This is a genomic window from Halorussus ruber, assembly GCF_004765785.1.
GTDB classification, from domain to species: Archaea; Halobacteriota; Halobacteria; order Halobacteriales; family Haladaptataceae; genus Halorussus; species Halorussus ruber.
The window spans coordinates 333,767-348,732 of record NZ_SBIT01000006.1; the positions used below are offsets into that span (position 1 = coordinate 333,767).

Annotated in this window: 15 protein-coding genes; 5 read left to right on the plus strand and 10 right to left on the minus strand. The window is 64.4% G+C overall.

From position 1 onward, the window contains the following. Positions 1–14 precede the first annotated feature (14 nt). Positions 15–170, minus strand: a complete 156-nt coding sequence (locus tag EPL01_RS21610) for a hypothetical protein (RefSeq protein WP_168215877.1) — start codon at positions 168–170, stop codon at positions 15–17. Between the two features lie 133 nt (positions 171–303). Between EPL01_RS21610 and EPL01_RS10995 the strand changes: the two genes are divergently transcribed. Next, positions 304–2,349, plus strand: coding sequence for a halocin C8-like domain-containing protein (locus tag EPL01_RS10995; protein ID WP_135825305.1), 2,046 nt, complete (start codon positions 304–306; stop codon positions 2,347–2,349). A 77-nt stretch (positions 2,350–2,426) separates the two neighbouring features. Here the strand turns inward: EPL01_RS10995 and EPL01_RS11000 are convergent, their stop codons facing one another. Together EPL01_RS11000 and EPL01_RS11005 are read right to left on the minus strand one after the other, a co-directional pair. Continuing rightward, complete coding sequence (locus EPL01_RS11000; protein ID WP_135825306.1) at positions 2,427–2,645, minus strand: hypothetical protein; 219 nt, start codon at positions 2,643–2,645, stop codon at positions 2,427–2,429. Between the two features lie 167 nt (positions 2,646–2,812). Continuing rightward, positions 2,813–4,252, minus strand: coding sequence for a tryptophanase (locus EPL01_RS11005; protein ID WP_135825307.1), 1,440 nt, complete (start codon positions 4,250–4,252; stop codon positions 2,813–2,815). 303 nt (positions 4,253–4,555) lie between these two features. On the opposite strand from EPL01_RS11005, the gene EPL01_RS11010 reads away from it, so the two are divergent. Both EPL01_RS11010 and EPL01_RS11015 read left to right on the plus strand, forming a co-directional pair. Then, positions 4,556–4,975, plus strand: coding sequence for a DUF7344 domain-containing protein (locus tag EPL01_RS11010; RefSeq protein WP_135825308.1), 420 nt, complete (start codon positions 4,556–4,558; stop codon positions 4,973–4,975). Positions 4,976–5,145: 170 nt separating this feature from the next. Continuing rightward, a complete protein-coding gene (locus tag EPL01_RS11015; RefSeq protein WP_135825309.1) occupies positions 5,146–5,451 on the plus strand; it encodes a HalOD1 output domain-containing protein in 306 nt (101 codons plus the stop codon). A 42-nt stretch (positions 5,452–5,493) separates the two neighbouring features. On the opposite strand, the gene EPL01_RS11020 is transcribed toward EPL01_RS11015, so the two are convergent. Then, positions 5,494–6,963: a hypothetical protein gene (locus EPL01_RS11020; protein ID WP_135825310.1), complete on the minus strand. Its 1,470-nt coding sequence runs from the start codon at positions 6,961–6,963 to the stop codon at positions 5,494–5,496. Between the two features lie 557 nt (positions 6,964–7,520). On the opposite strand from EPL01_RS11020, the gene EPL01_RS11025 reads away from it, so the two are divergent. Further along, a complete protein-coding gene (locus EPL01_RS11025) occupies positions 7,521–8,180 on the plus strand; it encodes an RNA ligase partner protein (protein WP_135825311.1) in 660 nt (219 codons plus the stop codon). A 62-nt stretch (positions 8,181–8,242) separates the two neighbouring features. Continuing rightward, positions 8,243–9,298 carry a Gfo/Idh/MocA family protein gene (locus EPL01_RS11030; protein WP_135825312.1) on the plus strand — a complete coding sequence of 352 codons (1,056 nt, stop codon included), beginning with the start codon at positions 8,243–8,245 and terminating at the stop codon, positions 9,296–9,298. A 6-nt stretch (positions 9,299–9,304) separates the two neighbouring features. On the opposite strand, the gene EPL01_RS21615 is transcribed toward EPL01_RS11030, so the two are convergent. From EPL01_RS21615 to EPL01_RS11055, 6 genes are all read right to left on the minus strand, one after another. Further along, positions 9,305–9,472 carry a hypothetical protein gene (locus EPL01_RS21615; protein ID WP_168215878.1) on the minus strand — a complete coding sequence of 56 codons (168 nt, stop codon included), beginning with the start codon at positions 9,470–9,472 and terminating at the stop codon, positions 9,305–9,307. Positions 9,473–9,529: 57 nt separating this feature from the next. Beyond that, the gene (locus EPL01_RS11035) at positions 9,530–11,167 is read right to left on the minus strand and encodes an alkaline phosphatase family protein (protein WP_135825313.1); all 1,638 of its coding nucleotides are present in this window, start codon (positions 11,165–11,167) and stop codon (positions 9,530–9,532) included. A 2-nt stretch (positions 11,168–11,169) separates the two neighbouring features. Beyond that, on the minus strand, positions 11,170–11,385 hold the full coding sequence (locus EPL01_RS11040) for a hypothetical protein (protein WP_135825314.1): 216 nt from the start codon (positions 11,383–11,385) through the stop codon (positions 11,170–11,172). A 13-nt stretch (positions 11,386–11,398) separates the two neighbouring features. Then, positions 11,399–12,166, minus strand: coding sequence for a glycosyltransferase family 2 protein (locus tag EPL01_RS11045; protein ID WP_135825315.1), 768 nt, complete (start codon positions 12,164–12,166; stop codon positions 11,399–11,401). Between the two features lie 538 nt (positions 12,167–12,704). Beyond that, a complete protein-coding gene (locus EPL01_RS11050) occupies positions 12,705–13,631 on the minus strand; it encodes a glycosyltransferase (RefSeq protein ID WP_135825316.1) in 927 nt (308 codons plus the stop codon). After that, positions 13,628–14,821, minus strand: coding sequence for a DUF354 domain-containing protein (locus EPL01_RS11055; protein WP_135825317.1), 1,194 nt, complete (start codon positions 14,819–14,821; stop codon positions 13,628–13,630). The genes EPL01_RS11050 and EPL01_RS11055 overlap by 4 nt, the downstream gene beginning before the upstream one ends. Positions 14,822–14,966: the final 145 nt, after the last annotated feature.

Consider the following 14,966-nt stretch of genomic DNA (forward strand, 5'->3'; position numbering starts at 1 on the left):
AACAACGGGGGAAGCTACACTTCCACTTCTTTCCACTCGACGCCGTCGTCGCTCTTCAGCAGTTCGGGCTTGCCGAGCGGGAGCGACCCGAACAGGGCGTAGTGAACGCCGAATGCGACTGCGACCAATCCGACGAGGGCGAACAGACCGCGCTTGAGTTTGCAGGCCATGTTCGACCGAAGGAACCGACTCTAAATCAGAGCATCGATTCGGTAGGTCGCAATGTGCGGATACGTCCATAAATAATTATGTATTATATAATATAAAGAAAATATTAAATATTTGCATTAAATAACGCATAGTGTGAAAAATAATAGCGAGGCCATAATTTCGAGACGGAACGTACTCAGATCACTCGGTGTCGCGGGTGCCGCAACCGCGTCGGCGACCGGCGTCACGCCCGACGAACTCAACGTGTTCGGCAAGGCGCGTGCCGACAAGTCCACGGATTCCCATTCGGTGATTATCGAGTCGGCCGGAACCGCAACCTACGAGTTCAGCGTCACCGGCCTGCTCTCACCGACCGACGCGCCCGCGAGAGCCGTCAAAGAGGGAACTGCGACGGCTCGACTCGACGGCGGCCGACACGAGTTCACGTTCACCGGGGAGTTCACCTCGTTCGACGTGACGGGCGACGCCACGGTCACGGTTGACGGTCGATCCTTCGACTACGAGGCTTTCCCCCACGAGACGCTGGAAATCGTCGCTCAGGGGTCGGTCTCCTACGACGTGTCGGCGAGCGGTGCAGTCGAAGTGACCGAGGGAACCGCGAGTAGCGTCGGCGACCGTCGAGTCGAAGGCACGGTTTCTGGCGGGTCTCACGTTCTCTCTTACGCCGGCGAGTTGACCTATCTCGACCTTGACGGCGACGCGACGCTCGTCCACAACGGAACAGAAGTTGACACCGACACCCCGCTCCCGCTGACTAACCTCGGCGAGGCCACCGTCGAAGCCCGCGGGAGGCCCTACTCGCTCACGTTCGGTCACGAAGCCGCAGTCAGAAACGAACAGTCGAATGCTCAGAGCGAGACCGCCCAAGGCGTCGTCAAGTCCGACACGCCCGGCGGAACGACGACTATCGACTACATCGGTGGGTTCGTGTCGCTCGACGTTCCCGGCCTAGGGACCGTTACCGCGCCGCCGGAGGCCCAGCGTCTGGAGTTCGAAGCCACGGGCGATTCCGCCGTAACTTTCACCGTCCGCTCTTCGGGGCAGTTCGAGAACGGACAAAGCGTCAAGGAAATTACCTTGGAAACCGGTGAAGTAGAGTTAGTGAGCGGTACGGGTCGTCCGACCGAGGTTTCGGTCTCGGCCGCGAAGGGCAACCGCGGCGTCGACGTGACGCTCGATTACGGCGCGGCCGAGGAACGGATCGACCGTTCGGTTGCGCTCCAACTCGCCGCCCGGATGGAGCGAAACGACAAGGTCCAGACGCTGATTCAAGCGGCGGAGAAGCATGGTCGAGTCCGCCGTGACGTCGGTGCCATCACCGCCATCTCTCCGCCAGCAGGAGAGCGATTCACTAATCGGAACACGGTCACGTTCGACCTCACGGACCTTCGGCGGGGAGACAGCGCGCAACTGCTCGCTACTGAGAATCCCGAGACGACGAACGGGTACGTCAGTTACGAGTGGGAGACATCTGACGGGTTCACCCGGAAGCAGGCGTTCGACTCGTTCGACGACGGGCAGGTCAGCACCCAGTCGAAGGGTAACTCCTTGCTAGACTCGAACGCGTTCATCGAGGACTACAGCGTCGAGAGCAACGGCGTCAGCGTGGCGAGTACGGGAACGACTCTGGCGACGACGACAGTCGTGTTCAACGTCGACGCCTTCCGGACGGCCCACCAGCAGACGGACCAAGTTCGGACGCAGGGCCTCATCAACGACTTCTGGAACGCGATTCAGAACGCCATCAACTGGTGTGCGGACGCGTTCTCCAGCGTCGACACAAAGGACCTCGAAGAGGTCGGGGGTGACGTACTCATCACGTCCCACACCGTCAAGTTCGACCTCGCCGAGGAACTCTCTGACGAGGGGGACCTGCCGCGAGGATTCAAGGCCGCGACATTCCTGTACAGTTCGGCGATAACGTTCGCCAAGACCGACGCCGCCCAGCAATTGGCGAACTCCGGGACCGTCACGTACTGCTCGGCCTGTGGGGCTACAGTACAAGTAGCGTGGGACCTCGGCTGTAACGCCGCGAGTCCGTACATCTGCGGAGCCGCGGGCATCGCCAGCGGTGGAGTCGGACTAGTCGCGTGTGCCACGTTCCTGAGCCTGCTGTGCAACCTTCCGAACACTGAATCGAACGCCGAGTGGGTCTGCAACGAGGCCGGAGCCTGCTGAGACCCCGGTAACTCCGATTTTTCGCGTTTCGTCATTCCGGACCCGAAACGGGAGAACCGTCTGGAAATAGACGGTTCTCAGTCGTCGGCGACGAATATCTCGACGAGGAAATCGACGTCGAGGAACAGACCGATTCCGGTAGCCAATCCAAGTATCATAACGATAGTGTAAATTAATGGCGGTCGTCGTTGCGGTCCGGATAAGGCGAATGGGTCGCCCATGACCACGAATAGATATGTGAGTCCGAGGACACCACCGACGGTAAACAACAGCGCGGCTTTAATTCTATTTCTCATACCGGGGAATCCAGTATCAAAGTGATAAAAGTATGCTTTCATACCGACCTTGACGGCGAGGACGCCGACGCCGTGACCGAGGCCCGGAGTCGCATCCGGTCGTACCGCGAGACCGTCGAAGGCGTGTAGAAGACCGACCGTCCGCTCAGTCGTCGTCTGTGGTCGATTCAGTCGTCGTCCGCGGTCGCTTCCTGTTCCTGCCCTTGTTCCTTTCTCTCCTCCGAACCGCCTACTGGCCGCAACTCCGCGCTGAAGTGCCGCAGCTCGGCCATCTCGGGCTCCTCGACGATCTCTAGACCGGACACTTCGCCCGCGTCCCGGCGCTCGGCGACTTCCTCGAACGTCTCGGCGACGTGTTCGAGGTGGTCCGCACCGTAGGTCCGCCGGGGCAGACAGAGCCGAACCAGTTCCGGCCGGTCGGTCTCGGGGAAGGCGAAGCTACCGAGTTCGACCCCGCGGACCGCGCCCTCGCGGTAGAGTTCGCAGACCAGCGCCTGTCCGGGGAACCGCTCGGGCGGAATCTCGGGCAGGAATTCGGCGGCGTCCACGTAGACCGCGTGGCCCCCGGTCGGTCGCTGGACCGGCACGTCGCGCTCGGCCAGCATGTCGCCGAGGCGCTGGACCTGCGAGACGCGGTCTTCGATGTAGGACTCCTCGACCGCCTCGCGGAGGCCGACCGCCATCGCCTCCAAGTCCCGGCCCGCCATCCCGCCGTAGGTTGTGAAGCCCTCGTAGAGGATGCCCCGCTCGCGGGCCTTGGCGTGGAGGCCGTCCAGTTCCGGGTCGTCGCGGAGGGCGACGAACCCGCCGACGTTGGCGAGGCCGTCCTTCTTGCCGCTCATCACGAGGGCGTCGGCGTAAGAGAGTTGCTCGCGGGCCACGTCGGCGACCGACTCGCCCGCGAACTCCTCCTCGCGCTCTCGGACGAAGTAGGCGTTCTCGGCGAACCGACAGGCGTCGATGACGAAGGTGGCGTCCAGTTCGTCCGCGACCTCGCGGGCCTCGCGGACGTTCTCGACGCTCACGGGTTGGCCCGCCAGCGAGTTGTTCGTGATAGTGACCAGCACTGCGGGGATGTTCTCTGCGCCGACCTCGTCGGCCAGTTCGCGGACCTTCTCCACGTCGAGGTCGCCAGCGAAGGCCGAATCGTCCTCGTCTGGGCGTGCCTCGTCTTCGTCACCGAGCGCCCCGTCACGGGGGCAATCCACCGGTTCGGCCCCGTTGTTGGCGATGTGGGCGCGAGTGGTGTCGAAGTGGGTGTTGTTGGGCACGTAGTCGCCGTCCTCGACCAGCGCGCCGTAGAGGACGTTCTCGGCCCCGCGGCCCTGATGGGCGGGGATGATTCGCTCGAATCCCATCACGTCCGAGACCGCCGACTGGAGGCGCTCGAAGCTCCGGCTCCCGGCGTAGGCCTCGTCGCCCTTCATTATGGCCGCCCACTGGTTCTCGCTCATCGTGCCCGTCCCGCTGTCGGTCAGCAGGTCTACGAACACCGCGTCAGAATCCAGATTGAAGACGTTGTATCCTGCTTGCTGGAGGTTCTCCTCGCGCTCGTCGCGGTCGGGGAGGCGAATCGGGGTGACGACCTTCGACTTGTAGGCTCGCATAGCTACACACTCGTCGTCCTCGCTGGTATGGTTTCCGCGCCGGTTCTGGCCCGAGATGCCCGCTTACGGCGACTTTCTCCCGTGTCTGCCCATCGCTTGTCGGACTTGTCGAGGAGGTCGCCGGACCTGTCGAGGAGTCCTCGCGGACGCCGACTGTCGCGGTTCGACGGCCCGGTTTGGGTAGCTGAATCCGGTTATCGTTTACGTAAACGCAAACGCTAACGGTTTCACTCGTTGATTTTATCGTCGCTGTCGTGTCTGCCCGACAGAACTAACCCTTCCGGGCCTCTGCCATGAGGTAACATGTCTGACGATCGCTCCGGTGGGGACGACCTACCGCCGTGGTTCGACGCGGGACCGTTGGACGGCGGAGAATCCATCGACTTGCTGGCCGACGCGCTGGCAGACCGGCGCGCCCGCCACGTCGTCTCCGCTCTCGAATCCCGGTCGGAGAACACCGTGGAACTCGGCGACCTCGTGGATAGCGTGGTCGAGCGCGAGGCCCGAGCGGAGCAGCCCGACGAGAAACCGGACCGGAGTGGACCGGCCGACAGGGAGAATCACCGCCAGCGAGTCGCCATCGCGCTCCACCACCGGAGTCTCCCGAAACTCGACGACGCGGCCGTCCTCGACTACGACCCGCGGACGAACACGGTCCGGTTCTGGGGCGACGGCCGAATCTCGGCGTATCTCGAATTTTTCGACCGCGAGGCGAATGTTTGAGACCGGTTTCCGTTCCGGTTCGATTCACGACAGAAGTAATTTGAGGCTCGTAGCCGCTAATTATATGGGCGCTCGCCCTCTATTCGTTCGTCGTTAGCGGGGGGAGGGGACGACTCGGCCGTGACGCGGGAGTCTGTCCTGTTGCCCGTTCACCGAACCTCGGTGATGCCATGATAGACACGAACGAGACCCGAGACGACGCTCCCGAGCGTCGAGCAGAACCGCATCGCGTTCACTACGACCCGGCGTCCGACGTGACCGCCAGCGAACTACTCGTCACGGCAGTCGCGGACATCGCGGACGCCGACCCGCTCGACCTCGACCCGCTCTACGAGACAGTAGACCCCGACATGATAGACGACTTCGTGGGGTCGGGCGGCACCGCCGACGTAGACGGTCACGTTTCGCTCGTCTACGAGGGCTACGCCGTGGGCGTGTACGCCAGCGGTCTCCTCGAAATCGAACCCGCGAGCTAATTCTCCTCGCTCGCCTCGCCTGCGCTCGCCAGCGACCCGCTTTCAGTCGCTTGCCTCGCCCGCGCTCGCCAGCGACCCACCCAACAGGTACAGCGGCGCGCCGAACAGCAGGCCGAGGAGCGTGAGGACGGCGGCGATGATGGCGACCAGTCCACCGGCCACCGAGGCCTCGGTGAACGAGACGAATCGGAGCGGCAGGGCCGCGACGAGCGCGAACGCGACCACTGCGGCCCGGCGCTTCGCGCGAGGGGCGTCGCCACCGAAGGCGTACCCGAGGGGGAACGTCGCTGCCAGCGGCACGGCGAACAGAATCGTCTCGGAAACTCCTCGGAGCGTGTTCGGATAGCTCACCAGCATCTCTACCGGGGCCGCGACCGCCGGGGTAGCCAGCGCGGGGGCGAGCAGCCACCACCACGAGATGCGTCGTCGGGAGCCGAATCGCTCGAACCGCCCGAATCGCCCGAATCGTTCGACGGAGAGCGCCGTGGCAGCGACCAGCGCGTAGGCGACTCCCGCGGCCGTCACCGGCGGGATGTAGTCGTTGACGAGCGGCACCGACCCCGCGTAGAATGGGTGGCCGACCGCCAGCAGGCCGATTGCGAAGATTCCCGCGGCGAGTCGCGTCGGTCGCTCGGAGGCGAAGTACCTAGAGACGACGGACCGGTAGCCGCCGAACCCGACCGCGAGCGCGATGCCCGACGGAACCAGGAGCGCGAGGTTGCCCAGAACCGTCGGGAGCGCCCGCCCGACGAGCGCGATTCGGAGCGCGACGCCCTGCAAGAGGCCGTCGTGCGGGCCGAACGCGATGTAGCTGTCCTCGACGTAGGAATCGACGTGGTACTCGTCGGACTCGGCGTAGTTAGTCCACACTACCTCGCCTGCGCTTCTTCCGCCTGCAGTGCTTCCTCTGTCCGTGCTTCCGCCGGTCGCTGTCGCGTTTCGGCCGACGGTCACTTCGCTGTCGTCGTCCCAACTCTCGTCGGGACCTTTCAGCACTCGACTTCCCTCGGGACCGATGACGGCGAACCGGTCGGCGACGAGGCCGTATCCCCGGCGACCGTCGGCGTGGAAGTACTCGACCAACAGGACGCCGCTTCCCACGTGGTCGGCGAAGTTCTCGTAGGCGAAGGTCACGACGACGGTCTGGTTCCGGACGCTGGTCGAGACGTTCGAGAGGAGATTCGGATTCGGCTTCCGGTAGCTATCGCCGAGCGCGGTGCGGACGATTCGGTCGAGGCGGTCCGGGTCGTTCCGGAGGCGGTCGGCGACCGATTCGTTTTCGAGGCGGTTCCTGACGGTCCACAGGCCCGTGCCGTCCTCGCGGACGCGGACCGTGGCCTCGCCGTGGGTGACGTTTGCTTGGAGGCCTCGCTCGTCGGCGGCGCGCTCGAAGCCGTCGTCGCAGACCGAACAGAGGGGCTGGGGCGGCGAACTCGCCGGGACGACGGCAGGCGCGACCGCCGTCAGCGCGAGGAGGGCGACGGCGAGGGAGGTGATAGCGGGGCACTTCATGTTGGCGGATGCTCGGGGCGTCGGTAAGTGCTTTCCGTCGTCGGACTGACCTTTGGGAAATAAGACTATTTACTAAAGAAATGAAACTCTTGCTTCAATCCGACCGCGAGACGCTCTGCTCCTCGGAGTTGGAACGCGAGAATCGGCGAACCCGAGAATTGAACTCGGACGGGAGACGTTTTCCACGACCTGTACGGCTCTTCTGACTTCTGTCAGTTTCACGAACGCCGTTTACACGACGTCCGTTACTTGGCCTTCACACCGCTCCTCCATGGTGGAGCGGTTCCGGGTCGCTGTGGTTCTCCTTCGGGGCTTTGACCTCGTGACCGTTTTACCGGCCATTTAGTGTTCGCCCTTAAACGACCTCTAATCGCCCTAATGGACGGTTCGAGACCGTTCGTCCGATGTGTCCTCCCGACTTCGCCGCAACTACACGTAGGAGCGAGACGGTATTAAGCGTTTTTCGGGATTTCGTGATATATGTTAACGTATAAAACTCCGGGCGACAGGTCCGTCGGGCGATGCGTTCATGCCCGTGGGGCCGAAACTGGCGACCAATGGCCGAGAACCCGCTCAAACAGCGGTTCGTCCTCGACACCTCGCTGTTCTTCACCGAGGAGATTCGCCGGGACGACGAGGACCTACAGGAGGCGGTTCTCCGCCTGCTGGATTTGATCGCCGAGGCGAAGCTCCGACTCAACATCTCCTGTTACGCCCCGCCGTCGATTTACGACGAACTCACGTCGATGCTCGAAGACCGCGGGGTCTCCGAGGAGGTGTTCTCGAAGCTCAACACGTGGGTCATCAAGAAACACCCCTCGCGCTTCGAGGTCTCCATCCCGGCCGAAATCGTCTTCGAGTTCATCGACGAGATGAGCGACCGGGTGGACCGCGGCCTGCGCGTCTCCGAGGAGGCGGTCCGCGAGGCCCAAGAACTGGAAGGCAAACCCCTCGACGACCAGGAGTACATGACCGACGTGGACCAACTTATCTCGGACCTCCGGGGAAAGTACCGCCGGGCGCTCCGACAGGGGGTGCTGGACTCCCACGAGGACTTCGACCTCCTCATTCTGGCGCGGGAACTCGACGCTGGCGTCGTGACCGAGGACATGGGCATCATCAACTGGTCGGAGGACTTCGGCCTGCGCTATCTCAGGGGCCGGGACTTCCCCTCCCTGCTGGAGGAGTACCTGAACGCTGGCGAGCAGTCCGAGTAAGCCGACTCACACCTTCGCGGCCAGACGAATCAAGACGCGGGTCGTAGTGCTACCGTACACGAATGTCTCAGGCCGAAAAACTCAGAGTCGGCGTCATCGGCGGCGGCTACATCGGCACCACGGTCGGACGACTGTTCAACCAAGACCCGCGCTCTACCGTCACGGCGCTGGCGGACGTGGACGCCGAGACGCGCCAGACCGGCGGCAAGACGCTCTACGTCGGCGACGGCTCCCGGTACGAGGACTACCGCGAGATGCTCGACGCCGAGGCGCTCGACGCCGTCCTCATCGGGACTCCTCACACGCTCCACTACGAGATGGTGACGGCGGCGTTAGACCGGGAACTCCACGTCTTCTGCGACAAGCCGCTGACGACCGACTTGGACCGCGCCCGCGAACTCGCCGACCGGTCCGAGGAGACCGACCGAGTCCTGATGGTGGGCTACCAGCGCCACCTGAATCCGGCGTTCGAGACCGCCCGCGAGCGCTGGCAGGGTAGCGCAGGGTCGGAGCAGGGAGCAGACGGCCGAGAAGATGATTCGACTGCTCTCGAACCTGACTTCCTCAGCGCCGAAATCACGCAGGACTGGATCGACCGCTTCGAGGGCAAGTGGCGGACCGACCCCGACCTCTCGGGCGGCGGGAACCTCTACGACACCGGGAGCCACCTCATCGACGCGGTGCTGTGGACCACGGGCCTGACCCCCTCGGCGGTCAGCGCCGAGATGGTCTTCGCGGACGACGAGAATCGAGTGGACGAGCGCGCGGTCCTCACCGTCGAGTTCGAGAACGGCGCGCACGGCACCATCTCGGTCCACAGCGACGCCCCGTGCGTGCGCGAACACATCCACGTCTGGGACGACGAGGGCGCGGTCTACCTCGAAGGCCGCCAGTGGGAGGAGCGCGACTTGGCGGAAATCGACACCGACAGCACGACGGTCATCCCCTACATCGACCCCGACAAGCAGAAGAACAAAGCCGAGGCCTTCATCGACTGCATCGAGACCGGGGAGGAGCCACCTGCGACCGCTCGGGACGCGCTGGCGGTGACGGCGTTGACGGAGGCGGCCTACGAGGCGGCTAGAAGTGGGGAGAAGGTGAGCGTGGAGTTGGAATAACCCTTCTCACTCGGGCCGACGGAACCCGCAGTCAGGGCACTCCAGAAACTGGACTCCATCGAGACCGAGCGACCACTCCAACCTCGCGCCACAGTCGTCACACGCTTTCGAGTCGGTCTGCTGTCCCTCCGAGGAGTCCGAACAGTGACAGTCCTTTCCGGGGATCGGTTGCATAGCTGGTCGCTCGCACGACAGGGTCAAAAGGTTGGGTGTTTCGGACGTCCAACGGAGTCAGGTTTCGAGTTCATCCACGACTTCCCGCACCGCCCGCTTCGTTTCCACCTTCCCGTCGTACCTCTCCCGCTCGACATCCACATCGACCACGTCGTCTCGCACGTCGCCGTCCATCTCCTCGGGAACGGGCACGTCCAGTAGCGAGCAGGCGGTCGGCGAGAAGTCGGTCAGGTCCACCGTCACGCCGGTCTCGCTCTCGACGGGGCCGCCCCACGCGTAGAAGATGCCGTGCATCTCGTTCATCGAGGTGTGCGAGCCGGTCTTGGGCGGGTCGGCGAACACGCGCTTGGTCTTCATCGTCTGGGGGTACTGAATCTGATACCCCGGCGCGGGCATGCAGACGAGGTCCGGGCGAGTGTCGGCGTACTCGTCGCCGTAGACGTCCTCGCCGTAGAGGACCGAGTCGATGACGCGGTCTCCTCGCTCGGGGTGTTCGATGGCCAGCAGTTTCTCGCGGAGGCGCTCGCGGACCTCGTCGTACTTGTGGTCCGGAATCGCGCCCTCGGCGTGGTCGTCGGTGTTGAGGTAGATTTGGCCCCCGCTGGCGACCGTGAAGGCCGCGGTCTTCGACCAGTCGATGTCCTTGCGCGAGATGGTCAGCAGTTCCGCGAGGTCCGGGCCGGAACTCCCGCCGCTGGTCCGGGCCACGCCCATCTTGAGCTTCGAGAACAGGTTGAGTTCGCTCATCACCGTCTCGACAGCGTCGTAGACGTGGTTGTAGCCGAACTGCTTGAGGCGGGTCCACGGCCGGGACTCGAGTTCGAGGTAGCCCGCGTTGTAGAGCCACGAGTTGAGGTTGATGGTCTGGTAGACCGGGCCGTGGCCGTGGTCCGAGAGGACCATCATCGTATCGTCGTCGTCCATCTGGTCCATCACCCAGCCGAGGAAGTCGTCGTAGAGTTCCAGCAGTTCGAGGGGCTTGTCGTCGAACCGGGCCGCGACCTGCGGGTCGTGCTTGGGGTGAGTCTCGTCCAGCACGTGGCCGAGGACGTGGAGGACGTTGTCCGGCCCCGAGAAGACCAGCGAGTAGAAGTCGCAGGGGTACTCCTCGACGAGCAACTTGGCGACCTCGATGCGGTTCTTCTCGATTTCGAAGAAGTTGTCGAGCAGGCCCTTCAGGTTCTGCTCGTCGGTCCCGTCGTCGTAGCCCTCGTAGGGGTCCACGTCGTACTCGCCGACGCGCTGTTCGATGTCCTGCTGGAGTTCGTCGGGGAAGGCGTACGAGCCCGAGGAGGGCGTCGTGATGTTGTCCGAGATGTGGAAGCCCGAGGTCCGAGAGGGCGGGTAGCCCGGCATGACGTTCATCACGCCCGAGCGATGCCCCTCGGCGTCTAAGTACTCCCAGACCGGCACGGACTGCTCGCGGAGGGTGTCGGCGTTGACGAAGTCGGTGCCGTACTCGCCCTCCTCTTTGAGCATGAAGTTGTAGATGCCGTGGTTGCCGGGGTTGCGCCCGGTGGCGAACGAACTCCACGCGATCATCGAGAGGGGCGGCACCGTAGAGCGCGTCGTGCCGTCGGTGCCCTCGGCGCGCATCCGCTCGAAGTTGGGGAGTCGCCCGGCGTCGATGCCTCTGTCGACAAGTTCGGGCGGGACGCCGTCCAGCCCGAAGACGTAGACTGCGCCGTCGCTCATCGTCACTTTTCGAGGTACCCCAGTTGTTCGAGGCGCTCCTCGACTACTTCGTCGTCGGCGCTGTCGGCGGCCGAGGCGGTGTCGCCGCGCTCGATTTCCTCGGCGGTGGCTTCGAGGACGTACTCGGCGAGTTCGTCGGGGGAGTCGAAGCCGTCGAGTCGGTCGGCGAGCGGTTCGTAGCGGTCGCGGAGGTTTGCGGGTAGCTGAACGGTAGTCATGATTCTGTTGGTGTTATTGGTTTTCCTTGGAGGGAATCGGTCGTCGTCGCTTGGCGAGTCGCGCGAGAAAGAGCATGACCGTCAGGCCGTGCTTGATGGGATTGTAGGTCTGGCCTTCGAGGTCGTCGTACCGGGCGTCGATGGGTCGCTCGGTGATGTCGAGGCCTTCGCTGGTGGCGGAGTCTATCATCTCGCTCTCGACGCCCATCCCGTCGGTGGTGAGCGAGAGTGCTTCGAGCGCCTCGGGGGAGAACGCCCGGAACCCGCTCTGGGTGTCGGTCAAGTCCGACCCCGTGACGCGGGAGGTGCAGTAGTCGAGGACGACTTGCCCGAGCCTGCGATAGACGGGCGTCTCGTCGCCCGGGTCGCGGTCGAGGTACCGGCTCCCGATGACCATGTCGGCGTCCTCCTCGACCACGGGCCGGGCCAGCGTGGGGATGTCGGCGGGGTCGTGCTGGCCGTCGGCGTCGAGCATCACCAGCGCGTCGCAGTCGGTGCGCCGCGCGTGGGCGAACAGGGTGCGGACCGCCGCCCCTTTGCCCCGGTTGCGCTCGTGTCGCAAGACCGTCACGTCGGCCTGCTCGACGATGGCAGGCGTGCGGTCGGTGCTTCCGTCGTCTACGACCACCACGTCGTCGGCCCACCGCTTGACGGCGAGGACCGTACTGCCGACGGCGTTCTCCTCGTTGTAGGCGGGGATGCCGACGACGACGTGGGCGTTGCCGAGTGACTCCTCGGCGGACTGGGCGGTTTTCCCGCCCTCCGCAACCTGTAAGCTCATGATTCCTTCGGCGTATCCATCCGCTTGTGTACACTTTGTTCTCCAGCGCCTATACGAAAATAGCGGGAGTTTGGCCGACTATAGGACGGTCGTACGGCGGTGGCCGTGTTTACGAAACGGTACAGGGTTCCTACAACTACGGAAAGCGATGATTTCTACGTATTTGATTGGGATTGCTTACGCCCCTACAGGCCGAGATTAGCCTACAAGCGATGGAAAACGAACCGAAGCGAGAGCCAGAAGAAACTGAATTCGGACGACCAGTGGGGAAGGTCGAGTTGTCGGTGAGGGGAAGTCGAGTAGCGCGGCCACGCGGAGAGACTGGATTCGAGCCGATGCCGGTCTGAATCCCGAAACGGAACCGAAGGGGGCGCGAGCGCGGTCCAGCGGACCGCGCTCGCGCCTTCCCACCGGAGCAAACTACGTATTGACAAAAGACAAGTAATCAGTCTCTAAGAAATTATTTACTAGTCTCAAAGAAATAGAAAGATGTTCTCAGTCGGATACGTCGCTCTTCGACCGTCTCCCGCCGCGTCGCCTACAGCACCGACTCGTAGACGCCTTCGATGCGCTCGCCCATCCGTTCCAAACTGATGTCTCGGACGGCCTCCCGACCGTCCGAGGGCCGAGGGTCGGCCAGCACGTCGGCCAGCGCGGCGGCCAGTTCGTCGTCGTCGTCCGAGACGCGGGACGGCGAGACGCCGTCGAGCCGTTCCGCCACGTCGCCCACGTCCACCGAGAACACCGGGAGGTTACAGCTCAGGGCCTCCTTGACCGAGTTGGGCGACCCCTCGTGTTCGGAGGTCAGCACGAGCGCGTCCGAGGCGTTCATGTACGTCGCCACCTCGGCGTGGGGCACGCCGTAGACGACTTGCAGGTTCACGTCGGCGTCGACTCGGTCGCTGGCGCGTTCGACCACCCGCTCGGCCCGGTCGTGGTTCTTGACCTCCTGCGAGGGCGGGTAGGGGAACAGGACGTGGCGGGCGTCTCGGTCCCAGCCGAGTTCCGCGCGGGCCTCCTCCTTGGGCCGAGGAGCGAACTTCTCCATGTCGATGCCGTGGGGGATGACGTGGCAGGGGTCGCCGAACTCGCGGGCCATCTCGTCGGACATCACGATGACGGCGTCGCAGTAGCGCGCGCACCGCTTCGTGAGCCACCCGTACTCGCCCATCAGGTCGGTCCCCCACAGCGAGAGGACCACCGGAAGCCGGACCTGCGCGAGCGCGGCCGGGGCGGTCAGGCCGTAGTTGGCGTGAACCACGTCGTAGCCGTCCAGCGATTCGGAGATGACCTCGGGGACGAACCGGAGGTAGTCGCCCGCCGTCCGCTCGGTCATGTCCTCTCGCGCGAGGTGGTCGCCCGGCGGGGTCGCCGTCGTGCAGTCGATGCCGCGGGCCTCCAGCGTCTCGACCTGTTGCTGGTAGAATCGGGCGTCCTCGTTCGAGACGAGGTTGAGGACGTTCATCTGTCGCGCCCTCCGCGTCCGCCCCGCTCGCCGTCGCATTCCTCTCGACCCCGCTCGGGACCCCCGTCGCTCCGGACCGCGTCGAGGCCGATTCCGCGACCCTGCTGTCGCTTCTGCCGACGCTCCACGCCGCCGATGCGGTCGATGCGGTCGGTGGCGTGAATCGACTCGGCCACGTCGAGGAGGACCTCGGTGAGGTTCACCTTGTCCGCCAGATAGTCGTCGCGCAGGTTCCGCCAGCGCTGGTCGGCCTCCTCGTCGGCCAGAATATCGGTCGCGGCGTCCAGCACGGCGTCGAACGCTCGGAGGTTGTAGATTAGCCCCGCGCGTTCGAGGTCCACGAAGTTGCCCATGTCGTCCTCGCCGACGAAGGAGTTCGACCGAATCGCCGGAGTGCCGAGCAGGGCCGCCTCCGTGACCATGGTCTGGGTGTCCGCGACCAGAAGCGAAGCTTCCGAGAGGGCGTCGTGGAGCAGGGCGGGGTGCAGGTCGAACGCTTGGGCGGGGGCCTCGTTCAGGTCCATGTCGCCGCCCTCGTCGGAGACGAAGACGGTGGCCTCCGCTGCGAGGGCATCCACGAGTTCCCGGCGCTTTGCGGGCGTGAATCCGGCCTCGCCCACGTCGTGGTGCGAGCCGAAGGCGTTGAGCCGGACGATGGCGTACTCCTCGTCCGGCCCCACGCCCAACTGTTCTCGAATGTCGGTCTGCGGCTCGTACTCGTCGGGGTGGAGGTAGGCGAGTTCCTTGAACCCGCGGAACTCGTAGTGTTTCTCGCCGAGGTCCTTGTCGAAGGTGTGGGGCGTGAGGACCACGTCGGCGAGCGGGACCGAGATGGCGTGGTCGATGTCGGTGTTGCCCGAGTCGTCCACGAGGACGACCGGCGCGTCGCCGACCGTGCCAGCGACGGCGGCGTACGCTCCGCGCCCGAACACGCAGTCCGGGTCGTACCGCCGGGCCTTCAGGGCGGCCTTGACGAGGTGTTTGGGCAGCTCGCGGGCCAGCGAGAACTTCTGGGTCTCGCACCGTCCGAAAATCTCGTAGGGGAGGTCGTAGTGGTCGAGCAGGGCCTCGGTGCAACCGTAGTCCCGCGCGAGGACCAGCACGTCGTGGCCGCGCTCTCGTAATCCCGCGACTGCTCGCCTGTACTGGTGGGCCTGCGCCGGGGTGTTAGTGAAGAACAGATACTTCATGGTGGTCTCTGGGTTCGGCCGGGGTCCGGTCGAGACACCGGCAGTCGCTGGGCGAACGTATCCCCGGAACGGCCATTGTTATGCGGTGCCTGAAGTCGTTGTGTGGCGCTGACAGGACGAAAATCGCGTGCGTGCCACTCTCACT

Coding starts and splice junctions, on each gene's coding strand:
- EPL01_RS11020 (WP_135825310.1), bottom strand. CDS start 6,963: ATGAAGTGCCCCGCTATCACCTCCCTCGCCGTCGCCCTCCTCGCGCTG.
- EPL01_RS21615 (WP_168215878.1), bottom strand. CDS start 9,472: ATGCAACCGATCCCCGGAAAGGACTGTCACTGTTCGGACTCCTCGGAG.
- EPL01_RS11055 (WP_135825317.1), bottom strand. CDS start 14,821: ATGAAGTATCTGTTCTTCACTAACACCCCGGCGCAGGCCCACCAGTAC.
- EPL01_RS11040 (WP_135825314.1), bottom strand. CDS start 11,385: ATGACTACCGTTCAGCTACCCGCAAACCTCCGCGACCGCTACGAACCG.
- EPL01_RS11015 (WP_135825309.1), top strand. CDS start 5,146: ATGATAGACACGAACGAGACCCGAGACGACGCTCCCGAGCGTCGAGCA.
- EPL01_RS11010 (WP_135825308.1), top strand. CDS start 4,556: ATGTCTGACGATCGCTCCGGTGGGGACGACCTACCGCCGTGGTTCGAC.
- EPL01_RS11050 (WP_135825316.1), bottom strand. CDS start 13,631: ATGAACGTCCTCAACCTCGTCTCGAACGAGGACGCCCGATTCTACCAG.
- EPL01_RS11045 (WP_135825315.1), bottom strand. CDS start 12,166: ATGAGCTTACAGGTTGCGGAGGGCGGGAAAACCGCCCAGTCCGCCGAG.
- EPL01_RS11000 (WP_135825306.1), bottom strand. CDS start 2,645: ATGAGAAATAGAATTAAAGCCGCGCTGTTGTTTACCGTCGGTGGTGTC.
- EPL01_RS11005 (WP_135825307.1), bottom strand. CDS start 4,252: ATGCGAGCCTACAAGTCGAAGGTCGTCACCCCGATTCGCCTCCCCGAC.
- EPL01_RS21610 (WP_168215877.1), bottom strand. CDS start 170: ATGGCCTGCAAACTCAAGCGCGGTCTGTTCGCCCTCGTCGGATTGGTC.
- EPL01_RS11035 (WP_135825313.1), bottom strand. CDS start 11,167: ATGAGCGACGGCGCAGTCTACGTCTTCGGGCTGGACGGCGTCCCGCCC.
- EPL01_RS11025 (WP_135825311.1), top strand. CDS start 7,521: ATGGCCGAGAACCCGCTCAAACAGCGGTTCGTCCTCGACACCTCGCTG.
- EPL01_RS11030 (WP_135825312.1), top strand. CDS start 8,243: ATGTCTCAGGCCGAAAAACTCAGAGTCGGCGTCATCGGCGGCGGCTAC.